11 protein-coding genes and 2 pseudogenes are annotated in these 14,352 nt (G+C 60.5%); 10 read left to right on the top strand and 3 right to left on the bottom strand.

What is annotated here, in order from left to right; translation table 11 throughout:
* Positions 1 to 191 precede the first annotated feature (191 nt).
* From NVV72_07135 to NVV72_07115, 5 genes are all read left to right on the top strand, one after another.
* Positions 192 to 647, top strand: coding sequence for a helix-turn-helix domain-containing protein (locus NVV72_07135; GenBank protein MCR6659112.1), 456 nt, complete (start codon positions 192 to 194; stop codon positions 645 to 647).
* Between the two features lie 79 nt (positions 648 to 726).
* Positions 727 to 1,281, top strand: coding sequence for a helix-turn-helix domain-containing protein (locus tag NVV72_07130; GenBank protein MCR6659111.1), 555 nt, complete (start codon positions 727 to 729; stop codon positions 1,279 to 1,281).
* Positions 1,282 to 1,337: 56 nt separating this feature from the next.
* A complete protein-coding gene (locus NVV72_07125; protein MCR6659110.1) occupies positions 1,338 to 1,733 on the top strand; it encodes a helix-turn-helix domain-containing protein in 396 nt (131 codons plus the stop codon).
* Positions 1,734 to 1,813: 80 nt separating this feature from the next.
* Entirely contained in the window at positions 1,814 to 2,872 is a 1,059-nt protein-coding gene (locus tag NVV72_07120) for an NAD(P)-dependent alcohol dehydrogenase (GenBank protein ID MCR6659109.1), read from the top strand.
* A 345-nt stretch (positions 2,873 to 3,217) separates the two neighbouring features.
* Positions 3,218 to 3,751 (top strand): GcrA cell cycle regulator, encoded by a 534-nt coding sequence (locus NVV72_07115; protein ID MCR6659108.1) that lies wholly within the window; start codon positions 3,218 to 3,220, stop codon positions 3,749 to 3,751.
* Between the two features lie 93 nt (positions 3,752 to 3,844).
* On the opposite strand, the gene NVV72_07110 is transcribed toward NVV72_07115, so the two are convergent.
* Entirely contained in the window at positions 3,845 to 4,942 is a 1,098-nt protein-coding gene (locus NVV72_07110; protein ID MCR6659107.1) for an NAD(P)/FAD-dependent oxidoreductase, read from the bottom strand.
* Between the two features lie 108 nt (positions 4,943 to 5,050).
* Between NVV72_07110 and gcvA the strand changes: the two are divergent.
* Positions 5,051 to 6,014: pseudogene (gene gcvA, locus NVV72_07105) on the top strand (transcriptional regulator GcvA).
* A 169-nt stretch (positions 6,015 to 6,183) separates the two neighbouring features.
* Here the strand turns inward: gcvA and NVV72_07100 are convergent.
* Entirely contained in the window at positions 6,184 to 7,188 is a 1,005-nt protein-coding gene (locus NVV72_07100; GenBank protein MCR6659106.1) for a cysteine synthase A, read from the bottom strand.
* 197 nt (positions 7,189 to 7,385) lie between these two features.
* Between NVV72_07100 and thrB the strand changes: the two genes are divergently transcribed.
* The gene (gene thrB / locus NVV72_07095) at positions 7,386 to 8,351 is read left to right on the top strand and encodes a homoserine kinase (protein MCR6659105.1); all 966 of its coding nucleotides are present in this window, start codon (positions 7,386 to 7,388) and stop codon (positions 8,349 to 8,351) included.
* Between the two features lie 341 nt (positions 8,352 to 8,692).
* Positions 8,693 to 9,920, top strand: a pseudogene (locus NVV72_07090) (RtcB family protein).
* A 37-nt stretch (positions 9,921 to 9,957) separates the two neighbouring features.
* On the opposite strand, the gene thrC reads toward NVV72_07090, so the two are convergent.
* Entirely contained in the window at positions 9,958 to 11,340 is a 1,383-nt protein-coding gene (gene thrC / locus NVV72_07085; GenBank protein MCR6659104.1) for a threonine synthase, read from the bottom strand.
* Between the two features lie 105 nt (positions 11,341 to 11,445).
* Between thrC and proB the strand changes: the two genes are divergently transcribed.
* Positions 11,446 to 12,582: a glutamate 5-kinase gene (proB, locus tag NVV72_07080; GenBank protein MCR6659103.1), complete on the top strand. Its 1,137-nt coding sequence runs from the start codon at positions 11,446 to 11,448 to the stop codon at positions 12,580 to 12,582.
* Positions 12,583 to 12,982: 400 nt separating this feature from the next.
* A complete protein-coding gene (locus tag NVV72_07075) occupies positions 12,983 to 14,257 on the top strand; it encodes a glutamate-5-semialdehyde dehydrogenase (protein MCR6659102.1) in 1,275 nt (424 codons plus the stop codon).
* The last annotated feature ends 95 nt before the right edge of the window (positions 14,258 to 14,352 follow it).

Genomic DNA, 14,352 nt, shown 5'->3' with positions numbered 1-14,352 from the left:
CATTCATTTGATCAAACGCAAATAACGGGAAAATTTATCCGGTTGGGCCGGCGGGCATCAGGCACCAACCTTAAGCGTAAAACGCTCATAGATTGTAATTATCGTACACTTGCGCTTTCTCAGGGTTGTGTTAAGGGTCGCACTTGTTAGCGCAATCATGCCCGCGTGTCAGGGATAGCCACGGAGCCGCCATGCCCAAACCCAGCCGGGCCACGCCGCATATTGTCGATGTCGCGGTAGGGGCCAATATCCGCCAGCGCCGCCGGGCGCTTAAAATTTCACAGGAAGCGCTCGCCGAGGCGATCGCCGTCACCTTCCAGCAGGTGCAGAAATATGAACGCGGCGCCAACCGGGTCAGCGCGTCATGCCTGTTTGATATCTGCCGGGTGCTCAGGTGCCATCCGGCGGACCTGATGCCGCCGCCGGACTGGTATCGGGACGAAAAGGCCGCGAAATGGATGACCGACGCCCGTGCGCTGCATGTGCTGCATCCGCGCCTTTTCGAGACGCTGATAGCCCTGCCGGAGGAAAACCTGCGCCTGCTGGTCGCCGGCCTTCAGGCCCTGACGGCAGAACCGCCGGCTAAAGAGATGCGGGCCAGGGAAACGCCAGGCACCGAGACGCACAACCGCGAGCTTATTGCCTGAGGTCAGACGGGTTGATATAGGTTGATAAGGGTGATTTTTTATCGGTAGCGTTTGCGTGTGTCTCATTGATGATAGCGGCATGAGACGACACACTGCCAAAGACCCCGCCTTCGCCGCCGCCATGAGGCTTCTGCGCCAGCGCGCCGGTAAATCACTGGCCGAACTGCAGGCCGATGTCGGCGTTTCCGCCCAGGCCATGAGCCGGTGGGAAAATGCCGCGGCCGCCTGGCCGGAGGAGCGGGTGGCGGTCTATCTGCGGGCGGTCGGCGCCAGCGAGGCCGATCTCGACCGCGAACTCTATTCCGTTTCCGAAGACCCGTTCGCGGTGCGTTTTCAGCGCCATACGGCATGGTGGCAAGGCTTTCCGGCCGAACTGGAGAGCCATATCGTCTCCGATGAAAGCATGGCGCCGTGGTGCGAACCGGGCGAAAAGGTCTTCTTCCAGCGCGGCCGGCCACCCAAACGCCTGGAGGGCTGTTTTATCGAAATGAGAGACGGCACCCGCCAGGTCCGGCTCTATGAACGCGAACGCGACGGCTTTCTTTATTTCAGGCGGGTCAATCCCGAAAGCACGGAGCAGGTGCTGCATTCCCAGGTGGCAGGACTTCACCGCATTGTTTTGCGCGGTGATTGACGCTGATTGGTTTGAGTGATAATTTCAACTCGTAGGTTGATTTTATGCCGTGGTGAATTGTGGGCGATATCGGGCGCAAGGGGCCGCATATCATTGATGTGGCGGTCGGCGACAATATTCGCCGGCGACGGCGCAGCTTGGGTATTTCACAGGAAGCGCTGGCGGCCGCCGTGAATGTGACCTTCCAGCAAATCCAGAAGTACGAACGCGGCGCCAACCGGGTCAGCGCCTCGCGCCTCTACGAAATCAGCCGTGTGCTGGCGTGTGACGCCGGCGACCTGATGCCGCGCGGCGAGTGGCGTGCGCCGGGGCCAGGCCAGGATTGGCTTCAGGATGCACAGGCCCTGCACGGCCGCCATCCGCGCCTGTTTGCACAGTTGATGACATGGCCGGAAGATCGCCTGCGCCTGCTGCTCGTTACCCTGCAGGCACTTCATCCGCAAGATGTGTGAATAGATGGTGACACTGCCTTGTAATGAAGGCGGATCGGCCTACCTGTGAAGGGCATTCCCCTTTATAACAGGACACCCCCATGTTTCGTTGCGAAGCCTATGCCGCGCCCGCGGCCGACAAACCTCTTAGCCCACTGACCATCGAGCGCCGCGACCCGACGCCGGAAGATGTGGTCATCGATATTCTTTATTGCGGTGTCTGCCATTCCGACCTGCACATGGCGCGCAACGAATGGCATTTCACGACCTATCCGGTGGTTGTCGGCCATGAAATTGTAGGACGCGTGTCGAAGATCGGCGCGGATGTGACCAAATTCAAGGTCGGCGATCTGGTCGGCGTCGGCTGCATGGTCGATTCCTGCCGGACCTGTCCGAACTGCCGGGAAGGTCTGGAGCAATATTGCGATGTCGGCAATATTCAGACCTATGGCGGCATCGAGCCGCAGACCGGCAAGCCGACCGCCGGCGGCTATTCCAAGTCAATCACCGTCTATGAAGGCTTTGTGTTGAAGGTCTCGGAAAAGCTGGACCTGGCGGCGACTGCGCCGCTGCTCTGCGCGGGCATTACCACCTGGTCGCCATTGCGGCACTGGAAGGTCGGGCCCGGCATGAAGGTGGGCATTGTCGGCCTCGGCGGCCTCGGCCATATGGGTGTGAAGTTCGCCCGCGCCCTGGGGGCGCATGTCGTGCTCTTCACCACCTCACCGTCCAAGGTGGAAGACGGCAAGCGGCTGGGCGCCCATGAGGTTGTCATCTCGAAGAATGAAGACGAAATGGCGGCGCACGCGCAGTCATTCGATTTCATCCTCGATTGCGTCTCCGCCGATCACGACATCAATGCCTATCTCAATCTGCTCAAGCGTGACGCCACGCTTTGCCTCGTTGGCGCGCCGGAAAATCCGCAGGCCATCGCTGCCTTCCCGCTGCTGATGAAACGCCGCCGCTTCGCCGGCTCAGGCATTGGCGGCATCGCCGAGACCCAGGAAATGCTGGATTTCTGCGCCGAGCATGGCATTACCTCGGATGTCGAGGTCATCGACATCAAGGATATCAACACCGCCTATGAGCGGATGCTGAAACAGGATGTCCGCTATCGCTTCACCATCGACATGGCGACCCTGGGCGAGCCCGCCTTGTAAACCGGTACGGATTCCCCATTTAAGTGACACTGACCGGCGGCTCCCTAAAGGGCCGCCGTTCTGATTCACGGTGCTAAAACGCCCGTTCTTCCCGCACAATGCGCCATAAACTGCCGCCTGAGCATGGATGGAGCCTTATCCACATATGTGGACTATATGAATACTACATATAGATATGTTGTGGACAGATGAAATTCCCCTCACACCATATATTGCGGTTTTTAACATTTCGTTTACCATCTGTTGATGACTGGGGAGCAAGTCCCTTCGGGAATATCTATATCTTGTGGTTTCATTACTTTTGAACCGCAAGCGATTATAGATAAGCATGGGAGAGTGAGAGTAATGAGCTGGACCGACGAACGCGTTGAGACCCTGAAAAAGCTCTGGCAGGAAGGCCATTCCGCCAGTCAGATCGCCAAGCAGCTTGGCGGCGTCACGCGCAATGCCGTCATCGGCAAGGTGCATCGCCTCGGCCTCTCCGGCCGCGCCGCGCCCTCGCAGCCGACGCGTCCGCTGTATAAACCCGCGCGTCCGCCGCGTCCTGCGGCCTCGGCCGCTTCACATGCCGAACGTCCTGCCGCACAGGCGCCCGTCCGTCGCAGCGAGCCGGTCCTGGCCCGCCCGGTGATCAGCCAGCCCGTCACGCCCTATGTCGAAGAACCCGGCACCGCCACAGTCCTGACGCTCGGCGCCAAGATGTGCAAGTGGCCGATCGGCGACCCGTCCTCGGACAGCTTCTCTTTCTGCGGCCGCCGTTCGGATGAAGGCACGCCCTATTGCGTCGAGCACGGCCGCGTCGCCTATCAGCCGTCGCAAAAGGCCAAGAAGCGCGACAGCGGCGCGGATCTGTCCCGCAATCTCCGCCGTTATCTGTAAAGCCCGATCCCTGAAATTTTAAAAGCCCCGCAGCCTGGAGTTGCGGGGCTTTTTTATCTTGAGCGTGATAATCGTTATGGTCCCAAAACCCTGCTATTTCACGCCCATCTTTTTCTGCAACTCCGACGACGACGTCGTGTACTGGAAGCGCAGCTTCTTGTCCGGATAGACATAGCGGAAGGCCTGCTGCGCCATCAAAGCCGCCTCGTGGAAGCCCGACAGGATCAGCTTCAGCTTGCCCGGATAGTGGTTGATGTCGCCAATGGCGAAGATGCCCTTGGTCGAGGTCTCGAACTTCTCCGTATCGACCGGAATCAGGTTCTCATGCAGGTTCAGGCCGAACTCGGCCACCGGCCCCAGCTTCATGGTCAGGCCGAAGAAGGGCAGGAAGGCATCTGCCGTGATATGCGATTCCACGCCGTTCGCGTCCTCGATGGCGACCGATTCGAGGAAGTGGCCGGTCTCGCCCTTGAGCGCCGTGGCCTGGGCGATGATCAGGTCCATTTCTCCGGCGGCCACCAGTTCCCGCATCTTGGCGACCGAGTGGGGCGCGGCGCGGAAGTCGTCGCGGCGGTGGATGAGCGTCACGCGCTTGGCGATCGGTTGCAGATTCAGCACCCAGTCGAGCGCGGAATCGCCGCCGCCGGAAATAACGATTTCCTTGTCACGGAAGGTGTCCATCTTGCGCACGGCATAGTGGACGCCCTTGCCGGCACCGAGGTTTTCAAAGCCGTCGATACCGGGGATCGGTGGTTTCTTGGGCTGGAACGACCCGCCGCCGGCCGCAATCACGATCGACTTGGCGTAAACCACGGTCTTCTGGTCGGTGATCACCTCCCACAGGCCCTCATGCTCGCCTTCCTCGATCTTGCGCACGCCGACGGCCATTTCACCGAGGTGGTACTTGGCGCTGAACGGATGAATCTGCTCCAGCAGGCGCTTGGTCAGGTCATCGCCAGAGATGATCGGCCAGGCCGGAATGTCATAGATCGGCTTTTCCGGATAGAGTTCGGCGCACTGGCCGCCGACCTTGTCGAGAATGTCGATCAGGTGACACTTGATATCGAGCAGACCGAGTTCGAAGACACTGAACAGGCCAACCGGGCCGGCGCCGATAACGACCACATCCGTGGTCCAGGTGCCGCCGGCGTCCAGCGCATCGATGTGATGAAGCGGATTGGCTTCGGTCATTTTTTTCTCCAAATTCAATCGAGATAGTTTTTTTAAACTGAAAGACGCTATAAAGAAGCGTCCGGTTAAGGGCAACTGAGGCTATGTGGCCAGGTCAGGGGTTAGAATATGTCGCGTGATCGTCTGCCGCCGCTGTCGGCGCTTCGGGTTTTTGAAGCCGCCGCCCGCCATGAAAGCTTCAAACAGGCTGCGGAAGAACTGTTTGTGACGCCGGGCGCGGTGTCGCAACAAATCCGCTTGCTGGAAGAACATGTCGGTGTCGAACTGTTTGTGCGTGACGGCCGCCGCGTCGTGTTGAGCGATGCCGGCAAGGCGTCGGCGCAGATTCTGAAGGAAGCCTTCGAGAAGATGTTCGAGGCCACACGCCTGATGAAGCAGGGCAACCAGAAGGGCCGCGTCACGGTTTCCGCCGCGCCGAGTTTCGCCGCCAAATGGCTGATGCCGCGGCTCTATGACTTTAGCGCCGCTAACGAGGACATTGATGTCTGGGTAAGCGCCGATATGGCCCCGGTCGATTTCGCCACCAGCGATATCGATCTCGCCATCCGCTATGGCAACGGCCATTACAGCGGCCTCAATGTCGAGCACTTGCTGGCCGAAGCCGTGGTGCCGGTCTGCTCGCCCCTGCTTTACGAGGCCGCACCGATCCGCAAGCCCGCCGACCTCAGCCACCATGTCCTGTTGCATGATGTCGGCTTCGAGACCGATCCCTCCTGCCCGGACTGGGCGATGTGGCTGAAGGCGCACGGCGTCGAGGGCGTCGATGCGACGCGCGGTCCGCGTTTCAACCAGTCGAGCATGGTCATCGAAGGCGCCGTCGCCGGCCGCGGCGTGGCCCTCGGCCAAGCGCACCATCGCCGAAGCCGATCTCAAGGCCGGCCGTCTGATGGTGCTGTTCGATGAGAAGGACAAGCCGCTGGAATACGGTTATTACCTGGTGTGGCCGCAGACCCGCGAACCGACCCCGGCGCAGATGTGCTTCATGGAGTGGCTGCGCGCCGAAGCCCTGCGCGTTGATGGCGCGCCGAGCGCGCATATCGAGCCGCCCGTCTTCGCCGCGATGGATATCTGATCCTCTTCGCCCGCCCTGCGAAGCGGGGAGGGGGGACCATCGCTTGCGATGGTGGGAGGGGCTTTTTCCCGTGGAATCACCCCTTCCGTCACGCCGCTGACGCGGCGCGCCACCTCCCCCATGAATGGGGGAGGCGAAAACAAGGTGGGACTGAAAAAAGGCCATCACCTCAGTCGGCCATCCACGGCGGAACCGGCAGGCCCTTTTCACGCAGGAAGGGCGGATTGAAGATCTTCGAGGCGTAGCGGTTGCCGTAATCGCACAGTACGGTGACGATCGTCTTGCCGTGGCCAAGGTCTTTCGCCATCTTCATAGCGCCGACGATATTGAGCGCGGCGGAGGTGCCCAGGCACAGGCCCTCGTTCTGGATCAGATCGTAAAGCACGGACAGCCATTCGGCATCGGAAACCTGATAGGAACGATCGACGGTGATGCCTTCGAGATTGGCGGTGATGCGGCCCTGGCCGATACCTTCCGAAATCGACGTGCCTTCGGATTTCAGCTCGCCGGTGGTGTAATAGCTATAGAGTGCGGCGCCAAACGGATCGGCCAGGCCGATCTGGATGTTCGGGTTCTTGTCTTTCAGGTAGAGGCTCAAACCACCCAGTGTGCCACCCGAGCCGACGGCGCAAATGAACGCGTCGATCTTGCCATTGGTCTGCGCCCAGATTTCCGGGCCAGTGCCTTCGATATGGGCGCGGCGGTTGGCGACATTGTCAAACTGGTTGGCCCAGATAACGCTTTCGCCGGCCTCACGCAATTCCTGCGCCAGGGTGCCGGAATAGCGGACATAGTTGCCGGGATTGGCATAGGGCAGGGCATCGACCTCGATCAGTTCGGCGCCAAAAGCGCGGATGGCGTCCTTCTTTTCCTGCGCCTGGGTGCGCGGAATAACGATTTTGGTCTTGTAACCCAGCGCATTGGCGACCAGCGCCAAGCCGATGCCGGTATTTCCGGCCGTGCCTTCCACAATAGTGCCGCCGGGTTTCAGCGAGCCATCGGCTTCGGCGGCGCGGATAATCCACAGGGCGGCGCGATCCTTGATCGACTGGCCGGGATTGAGGAACTCCGCCTTGCCGTAAATATCGCAGCCGGTCGCGTCAGAGGCCGCTTTCAGGCGAATGAGGGGCGTGTTGCCGATCAGATCGACGACAGAGGAAACGGTTTTGGCCATGGGAGGAGTCCTAATAAGGGATGCGGCTTGCTATCAGATGCGCACGCGCTACCCAAGCGATGGATTCTAAGCCGGCGATTTAGACATTCTGGCTTATGTCCACAAGGAAAAGCTTTTGGCGATCACGGCTTTATGTCTATATGCCGCAGGTGCCAAACCAGATGGCACAGGCTTTTGAGGATCAGGACAGGGCGCGCATGGCCGTTTTTACCCCCGTATCTCTGGAGGACGCCCGTGCCTATCTCAGCGCCTATGATATAGGCGAACTGATCCATCTCGAAGGTATCGAGGAGGGGGTTTCCAACACCAATTTCAAGGTGGAGACGACGTCGGGCCTCTATGCGCTGACGCTGTTCGAGGCCGCCACGCCGGAAGACTCGCTGCCTTGGTTCATGGACTATACGCTTTATCTCGACCGCAAGGGTTATCCGGCGCCGGGGCCGGCGCTGAAGCGCGACGGGCAATCGCTCGGGCGGATCAATGGCAAGCCCTGTGCCCTGATCAAGTGGCTGCCGGGCCGCTGGCCGCGCAATCCCGATACCCGTCATGCCGCCTCGGCCGGGGAGTATCTGGCGAAGCTGCATCTGATGGGCGGCGATTTTCCGCAAGTGCGCGCCAATTCGATGGGGCTGGCCGCCTGGCCTGGCCTGATCGAACGCTGCGAACCGCGCGCCGTCACCTCTCCGCGCGCCCAGGAGATACTGGCGGATTTCCGTGAGGAACTGGCTTTCCTTCGGGGCGTTTGGCCTACTGATCTCCCCAAAGGCGCCATCCATGCCGACTATTTCACCGACAATGTGCTGATGAATGACGACGGCATCGTCACCGGCGTGATCGACTACTATTACGCCTGCACGGACTTTTATGCCTATGACCTGGCGGTGGCGCTCAATGCCTGGGGCTTCACGCCGGGCGGCCAGCCGCAGCCGCAGATGATTTCGGCCTTTATCAAGGGCTATAACGAGACGCGGCAGCTTTCCGAAGCCGAAATCAACGCCCTGCCTCTGTTTGCCCGTGGCTCGGCGGTACGTTTTACCCTGACGCGGCTCTATGACCTGCTGAACCACGATCCGTCATGGGTGGTAAAGCCGAAAGACCCCGAAGCCTTTTACCGCAGGCTCGATTATCATCGCGGCATCAAGACCGGGCATACGTATTTTTAGTCTGGTCTATTTCTGACCTGGCCGTCTGATACCGCGAAGCCACACTTGTCACATTTGAAACTTGTCATCTTGACCTGTGCATAAAACAGGCAGATGACGCTGACATGACCCAAGCGCATTACCACGTTCAGTCGACACAGTTGCAGGCCTCCAAAGAGGTCGGCACCCTGCGTGTTGCGCTACGCCCACAAACCCTCCGCAACTGGAGCTACCGTGGACAGGGCTTTTTGATAAAAGACTAGGATCGCTTGATTTCTAGCTTTTATGCAGCCCTTTTGACCCGGTCAAAAGGGCTTTTTCATCTCTAAAATCCGGGATAATCACATAGAAAGGGGAAAGACATGCAAGTCTTTCAAGGGGCCAGAGGTGGCCTGATCAAGGCATGGATCGACGGTGTGGCGGTTGAGGATCAGGCGCGCAAACAGCTCGATAATATCGCCGCCATGCCGTTTATTCATAAGCACGTCGCCATCATGCCGGATGTTCACTGGGGTATGGGCGCCACCATCGGTTCGGTCATTCCGACCAAGGGCGCGATCATTCCAGCCGCCGTGGGCGTCGATCTCGGCTGCGGCATGATGGCTGTGCGGACCACGCTCAACGCCGCTGATCTGCCTGACAACCTGTCGGGCCTGCGGACGGCGATCGAGCAACGGATTCCGCATGGCCGGACCGACAATGGCGGCCGCAACGACCGGGGTGCCTGGGGTGAAGTGCCGGAGGCGCAGACAGAAATCTTCAAGAGCCTGAGCGGCGAACTGCAAAAAGATCGTCGACAAGCACCCGAAGATTTCGCAGGGCGCGTCGCGGGCGCAGAACCATCTGGGGACTCTTGGCACCGGCAACCACTTCGTTGAGGTCTGTCTCGATGAAAGCGATGCTGTCTGGATTATGCTGCACTCCGGTTCGCGGGGCATAGGCAACCGGATCGGTTCGTACTTCATCGAACGGGCCAAGCACGAAATGAAGCGGTGGTACATCAACCTGCCCGACGAAGACCTGGCTTATTTGCCGGAAGGTTCCGACCTGTTCGGCGATTATATGGGCGCGGTCTCCTGGGCGCAGCGGTTCGCGCGGGCCAACCGGGAACTGATGATGACGGCGGCGCTTGAAGCCCTGTCGGTGTCGGTGCCTAAGTGGTTCACCTGTGACTGCGAGGCCGTCAACTGCCACCATAACTACGTGGCGCACGAGCGGCACTTCGGTTCGGACGTGCTCGTGACCCGGAAGGGCGCGGTGCGGATCACGCCGGAAACGCTGGGCATTATTCCTGGTTCGATGGGGGCAAAGTCCTTTATCGTGCGGGGTATCGATGGCCAGGCAGCGGCCGACGCCCTGTGTTCGTGTTCGCATGGTGCCGGGCGGGCGATGTCTCGGGCGGAAGCCAAGCGGCGGTTCACTCTGGAAGACCACGCCCTGGCCACGGTCGGCGTGGAATGCCGGAAGGACGCCGAGGTGATCGACGAAACCCCGGCCGCCTACAAGGATATCGACGCGGTGATGAAGGCTCAGGCCGACCACGTCGAAATCGTCCATACCCTCAAGCAGGTCGTCTGCGTGAAGGGGTAGAAAAAGCGTCTGTGGCCCAGGTCACGGGCGCTTTTTATCAACCGTGGGCGAAAGCCTTCACCGCCTCCAGCGCCGCGAATTCATCATTGCGGATTGACTGGATGGTCTCACGCTGGCCATGCAGCTTTTGGATGGCTTCCGGCACCTCCGGCGCAAAGCCGAGCGCCTTGGTGACGAACTCAGGGAACTTGGCGGCATGGGCGGTCGAGAGCGCGATGATCGGCTGGCCGTCGTTTCGCTTCAGGGCAGCGGCCACGGCGACAGCGGTATGCGGGCAGATGACCTTGCCCCATGTGTCGTGGGCATATTTGATCGTCTGCGCGGTTTCTTCTTCGCTGATGGTCGAGGCGGTGACCTGGGCGCGCAGGGCGTTTTGCAGGTCTCCGGACAGATGCACATTGCCGGTGGCGTTGAAGTTATCGAACACACCCTTTGTGCCTTCGGCGGAACGGTTCGACGCTTCGAAGACGAGCCGTTCGAAATTCGACGGCGCCTGCACGTCCATGCTGACCGATGCGGTCTCGACCGCCTGGTGGCGGACATAGTGGCCGGTATTGATGGCCTGGGCCAGGGCGTCGTTACGGTTTACGGCGGCGTGGATGTGGCCGACATTGCCGCCGATCTTGCGCCCGACCCAACCGGCGAAGGCATCGCCGAAATTACCGGTTGGGACCACGAATTCGGGCTTGTCCGCGCCGGAAGCGGCGGCGGCGGCGAGATAATAGGGCACCTGACCGAGCAGACGGCCCCAGTTGATCGAATTTACGCTTGAAATCAGGCCGTTCTGCTTCAGTTCTTCTTCGCCGAGCAGGCGCTTGACCATGCGCTGGCAGTCATCGAAATCACCTTCGACACCGATATTCAGCACGTTATCAGCCTCGACCGTCGTCATCTGCAGGCGCTGCACCGGCGACACGCGGCCGAGCGGATGGAAGACCACCAGCCTGACATGCTCCGAACCGGCGAAGGCGCGCACGGCGGCGGCGCCGGTATCGCCGGAAGTGGCGGTCACCAGGGTCAGCTTTTCGCCAGTCTGCGCCAAAGCGGCGTCGGTCAGGGGGGCGATCATCTGCATCGCCATATCCTTGAAGGCGAGCGTCGGGCCATGCCACAGCTCCAAGATCCACAGATTGTCCTCGACCTGAACCAGCGGGGTCTGGCCGGCCTCATTGAGGAAGGCGGCTTTCGTGCGGGCGGCGGCCTTTTGCACGGCGTCCGCGCCCAGCACATCGACACCGAACAGGGTCAGCAGCTTTTCAGTGAGCAGGCCGTAATCGCCGGCGGCAGCGGCGACGAGGTCGAAATCAGGTGTCGGGTAGGTTTCGGGCACATAGAGGCCGCCATCGGGCGCCAGGCCATCGAGCAGGGCGCCGGCGAAGGTACGGGGTTCGCGGAAGCCACGGGTGCCTATATAGTTCATTTTGTTACCAATTTTGCCAAATAACGTAAGGACTTGCGCAAGCGCACGCATTGTCGTTAAGAAGCGCGCGAGTTAACATCTAAAGCCGCTGAGATAAAGACCCTCATGTCACCCGACGTCATTAAATCGCTGCCCGATGTCCTGCTATCGGCGAAGCGCATCACCATCAAGGTCGGCTCGGCCCTGATCGTCGATGCCGCCTCAGGCGTGGCCGATGCGCCGTGGATGCGCGGCTTGGCGCAGGATATCGCGGCGCTGATGGCTGAGGGCAAGTCGGTCCTGCTGGTGTCTTCGGGCGCAGGCGCCTTGGGTCGCCGTTATCTCGGCCTGACGCGCAAGAAGCTGAAGCTCGATGAGAAACAGGCCGCCGCCGCCGCCGGCCAGCCGCGTCTGATGAGCGCCTGGGAGGAAGCCTTTCAGACAGTGGGGCTGAAAACCGCGCAGGTTTTGCTGACGCGCGAGGATACCGAAAAACGCCGCCGCTGGCTAAATGCCCGCGCCACCATCGATACCCTGTTTGATCTGGGCTGCGTGCCCATCGTCAATGAAAACGATACGGTGGTGACCGAGGAAATCCGCTATGGCGACAATGACCGCCTGGCCGCGCGGGCGGCACAACTGGTGCGCTCGGAGGCGTTGGTCCTGCTGTCGGATATAGATGGTCTGTATACGGACGATCCGCGCCGCAATGCCGCGGCCGAACACATTCCGCTGGTCGAAAAGCTCGATGCCGGCATCGAGGCCATGGCCGGTGGCGCCAATGCGCAGGCGGGCGTCGGCACGGGCGGCATGGCCACCAAGATCGCCGCCGCCAAGATCGCCGGTTCGGCTGGCTGCGCCACGCTGATTGCCTCCGGCCTGGTGGTGCGCCCCTTGGCCAATCTTACCAAATTCACCCTGATCAAGCCGCAGGCCAGCTTGGGCGCGGCCTACAAGGCGTGGATTGCGGGAACGGTGGTGCCCGCCGGCAAATTGATGCTCGATGACGGCGCCGTGCGGGCGCTGCATAATGGCAAAAGCCTGCTGCCGTCAGGGATTGTCGAGGTCGCCGGCCAGTTTGATAAGGGCGACAGCGTATCGATTGTCTCGCCGGCGGGCACGGAAGTGGCGCGGGGGATAGTCACCTATTCCGCCGAAGCGATCCGCTTGATCCGAGGTCGGGGCAGCCGCGACATTGAAGCGATTTTAGGCTATACGTCAGGGGATGAAGTCATCCATCGGGATGATATGGCGCTGGTGTGATAGGCCTGTAATGACACATCCGTACTTATTAATTGTAGTCTGGATAGTGATTGCAGCTCTGACAATTGCGTTCGCGGCGAAACGCGTCGCTTGGGTCACTATCGCCGTTCTTGTGTTAGTGCCTGCTATTTTAGTCTGGTGCGAAAGTGCCACCGAAGCTGCAAAGCTGGCCGCTCACGGCAGGGTTTACCCACTCGGTGACGCTGTATCGTTTTACGTAATTGCACAAATTGTGGCTCTTTCCCTTGCATTTATTATAGGTCGTGCTCTGCGCGAATACAGATCAAAGCTGCGAACTCAACAATCTTGATGCTTTCGGGCGCTTGAGTAATATCGCATGAAACGGTCGTAATTTACGGCATTTGCGCTATATAGCCCTTGAGTAACAAGGAGCCGCCCGATGGACGACCAGAGCGCCGTATCTCTAAATGACCTGATGACCGACATGGCACACAAAGCCAAGCTCGGTGCGGAGGCCATGCGTCTGGCTGGACCGGAGACGCGGACAAAGGCCATTCTCGAAGCCGCGAAGTCGATCCGCCAGCGTGAAGCGCAGATCCTCGCTGCCAACGCACAGGACCAGCAATTCGCCCGCGACAAGGGCCTGACCGATGCCATGATCGAGCGCCTGATCCTCAATCCGGCGCGGGTCGAAGCCATGGCGAAAGGTCTGGAAGAGGTCGCCGCTCTTGCCGATCCGGTCGGGCGCGAACTGGCGCGCTGGACACGCCCAAACGGTCTCGATATCGCCCGCGTCTCGACCCCGATCGGCGTTATCGCCATCATCTATGAGAGCCGCCCGAACGTGACGGCCGATGCCGCCGCTCTGTGCATCCGCTCATCAAATGCCGCCATCCTGCGTACCGGTTCGGAAGCGCTCAATTCGGCCTTGGCCATCTATGCCGCCTTCGAGGACGGCTTCCGCGCCGCGGGCCTGCCGGACTATTGCGTGCAGCTTGTCCCGACCTCCGACCGTGACGCCGTGGGCCTGATCCTCGGTGGCCTCGACAAGGCGATCAATCTCATTATCCCAAGAGGGGGCAAGTCGCTGGTGGCACGGGTGCAAGCCGAGGCGCGCGCGCCGGTGCTGGCCCATCTCGAAGGGCTGAACCACACCTACATCCACGCCGCCGCCGATCCGAAAAAGGCGCTGGAGGTGACCCTGAATGCCAAGATGCGCCGCGTCTCGGTCTGCGGCGCCACCGAAACCCTGTTGATCGACGAGGCCGTGGCGGCGAAACTGCTGCCGCCCATCGCTGAGGCTCTGAAAGCTGCCGGCTGCGAGCTTCGCGGCGATGACAAGGCGCGGGCCATCTATCCGATGTCGGCCGCCACGGAGGACGACTGGCGCACGGAATACCTCTTGCCGATCCTTTCGGTGAAGGTGGTGAAGGACGAAGCCGAGGCCATCGCCCATATCAAGACCTATGGTTCTGGCCATACCGAGGCGATCATTACCGAGGATGCGAAAGCGGCTGAGACCTTCCTCAACGCAGTCGATTCCGCCATCGTCGTCTGGAATGCCTCGACGCAATATGCCGATGGCGGCGAGTTTGGCTTCGGCGCCGAAATCGGCATCTCGACCGACCGCCTTCATGCGCGCGGGCCGGTGGGCGTCGATCAGTTGACGACCTTCAAATATGTGGTGCGCGGTGACGGGCAAACACGGCCATAACTTGCCCTCAAACTTGTCAGTACGCCGATTAATCGCCTGTTTACGGCCAGGTCACCAAACTGTCGTCAAATCGCTATAAACACGACGTTCTTTAA

Origin of the sequence: Asticcacaulis sp. (assembly GCA_024707255.1) — a bacterium.
Taxonomy (GTDB): Bacteria; Pseudomonadota; Alphaproteobacteria; order Caulobacterales; family Caulobacteraceae; genus Asticcacaulis.
The sequence above is the reverse complement of the archived record's forward strand: the minus strand, read 5'-3'. Positions and strand labels throughout refer to the sequence as shown.

Bases quoted from the DNA above. Each gene is read 5' to 3' on its own strand.
- NVV72_07135 (MCR6659112.1), top strand. From the start codon at position 192: ATGCCCAAACCCAGCCGGGCCACGCCGCATATTGTCGATGTCGCGGTA.
- NVV72_07130 (MCR6659111.1), top strand. From the start codon at position 727: ATGAGACGACACACTGCCAAAGACCCCGCCTTCGCCGCCGCCATGAGG.
- NVV72_07120 (MCR6659109.1), top strand. From the start codon at position 1,814: ATGTTTCGTTGCGAAGCCTATGCCGCGCCCGCGGCCGACAAACCTCTT.
- NVV72_07115 (MCR6659108.1), top strand. From the start codon at position 3,218: ATGAGCTGGACCGACGAACGCGTTGAGACCCTGAAAAAGCTCTGGCAG.
- NVV72_07110 (MCR6659107.1), bottom strand. From the start codon at position 4,942: ATGACCGAAGCCAATCCGCTTCATCACATCGATGCGCTGGACGCCGGC.
- NVV72_07100 (MCR6659106.1), bottom strand. From the start codon at position 7,188: ATGGCCAAAACCGTTTCCTCTGTCGTCGATCTGATCGGCAACACGCCC.
- thrB (MCR6659105.1), top strand. From the start codon at position 7,386: ATGGCCGTTTTTACCCCCGTATCTCTGGAGGACGCCCGTGCCTATCTC.
- thrC (MCR6659104.1), bottom strand. From the start codon at position 11,340: ATGAACTATATAGGCACCCGTGGCTTCCGCGAACCCCGTACCTTCGCC.
- proB (MCR6659103.1), top strand. From the start codon at position 11,446: ATGTCACCCGACGTCATTAAATCGCTGCCCGATGTCCTGCTATCGGCG.
- NVV72_07075 (MCR6659102.1), top strand. From the start codon at position 12,983: ATGGACGACCAGAGCGCCGTATCTCTAAATGACCTGATGACCGACATG.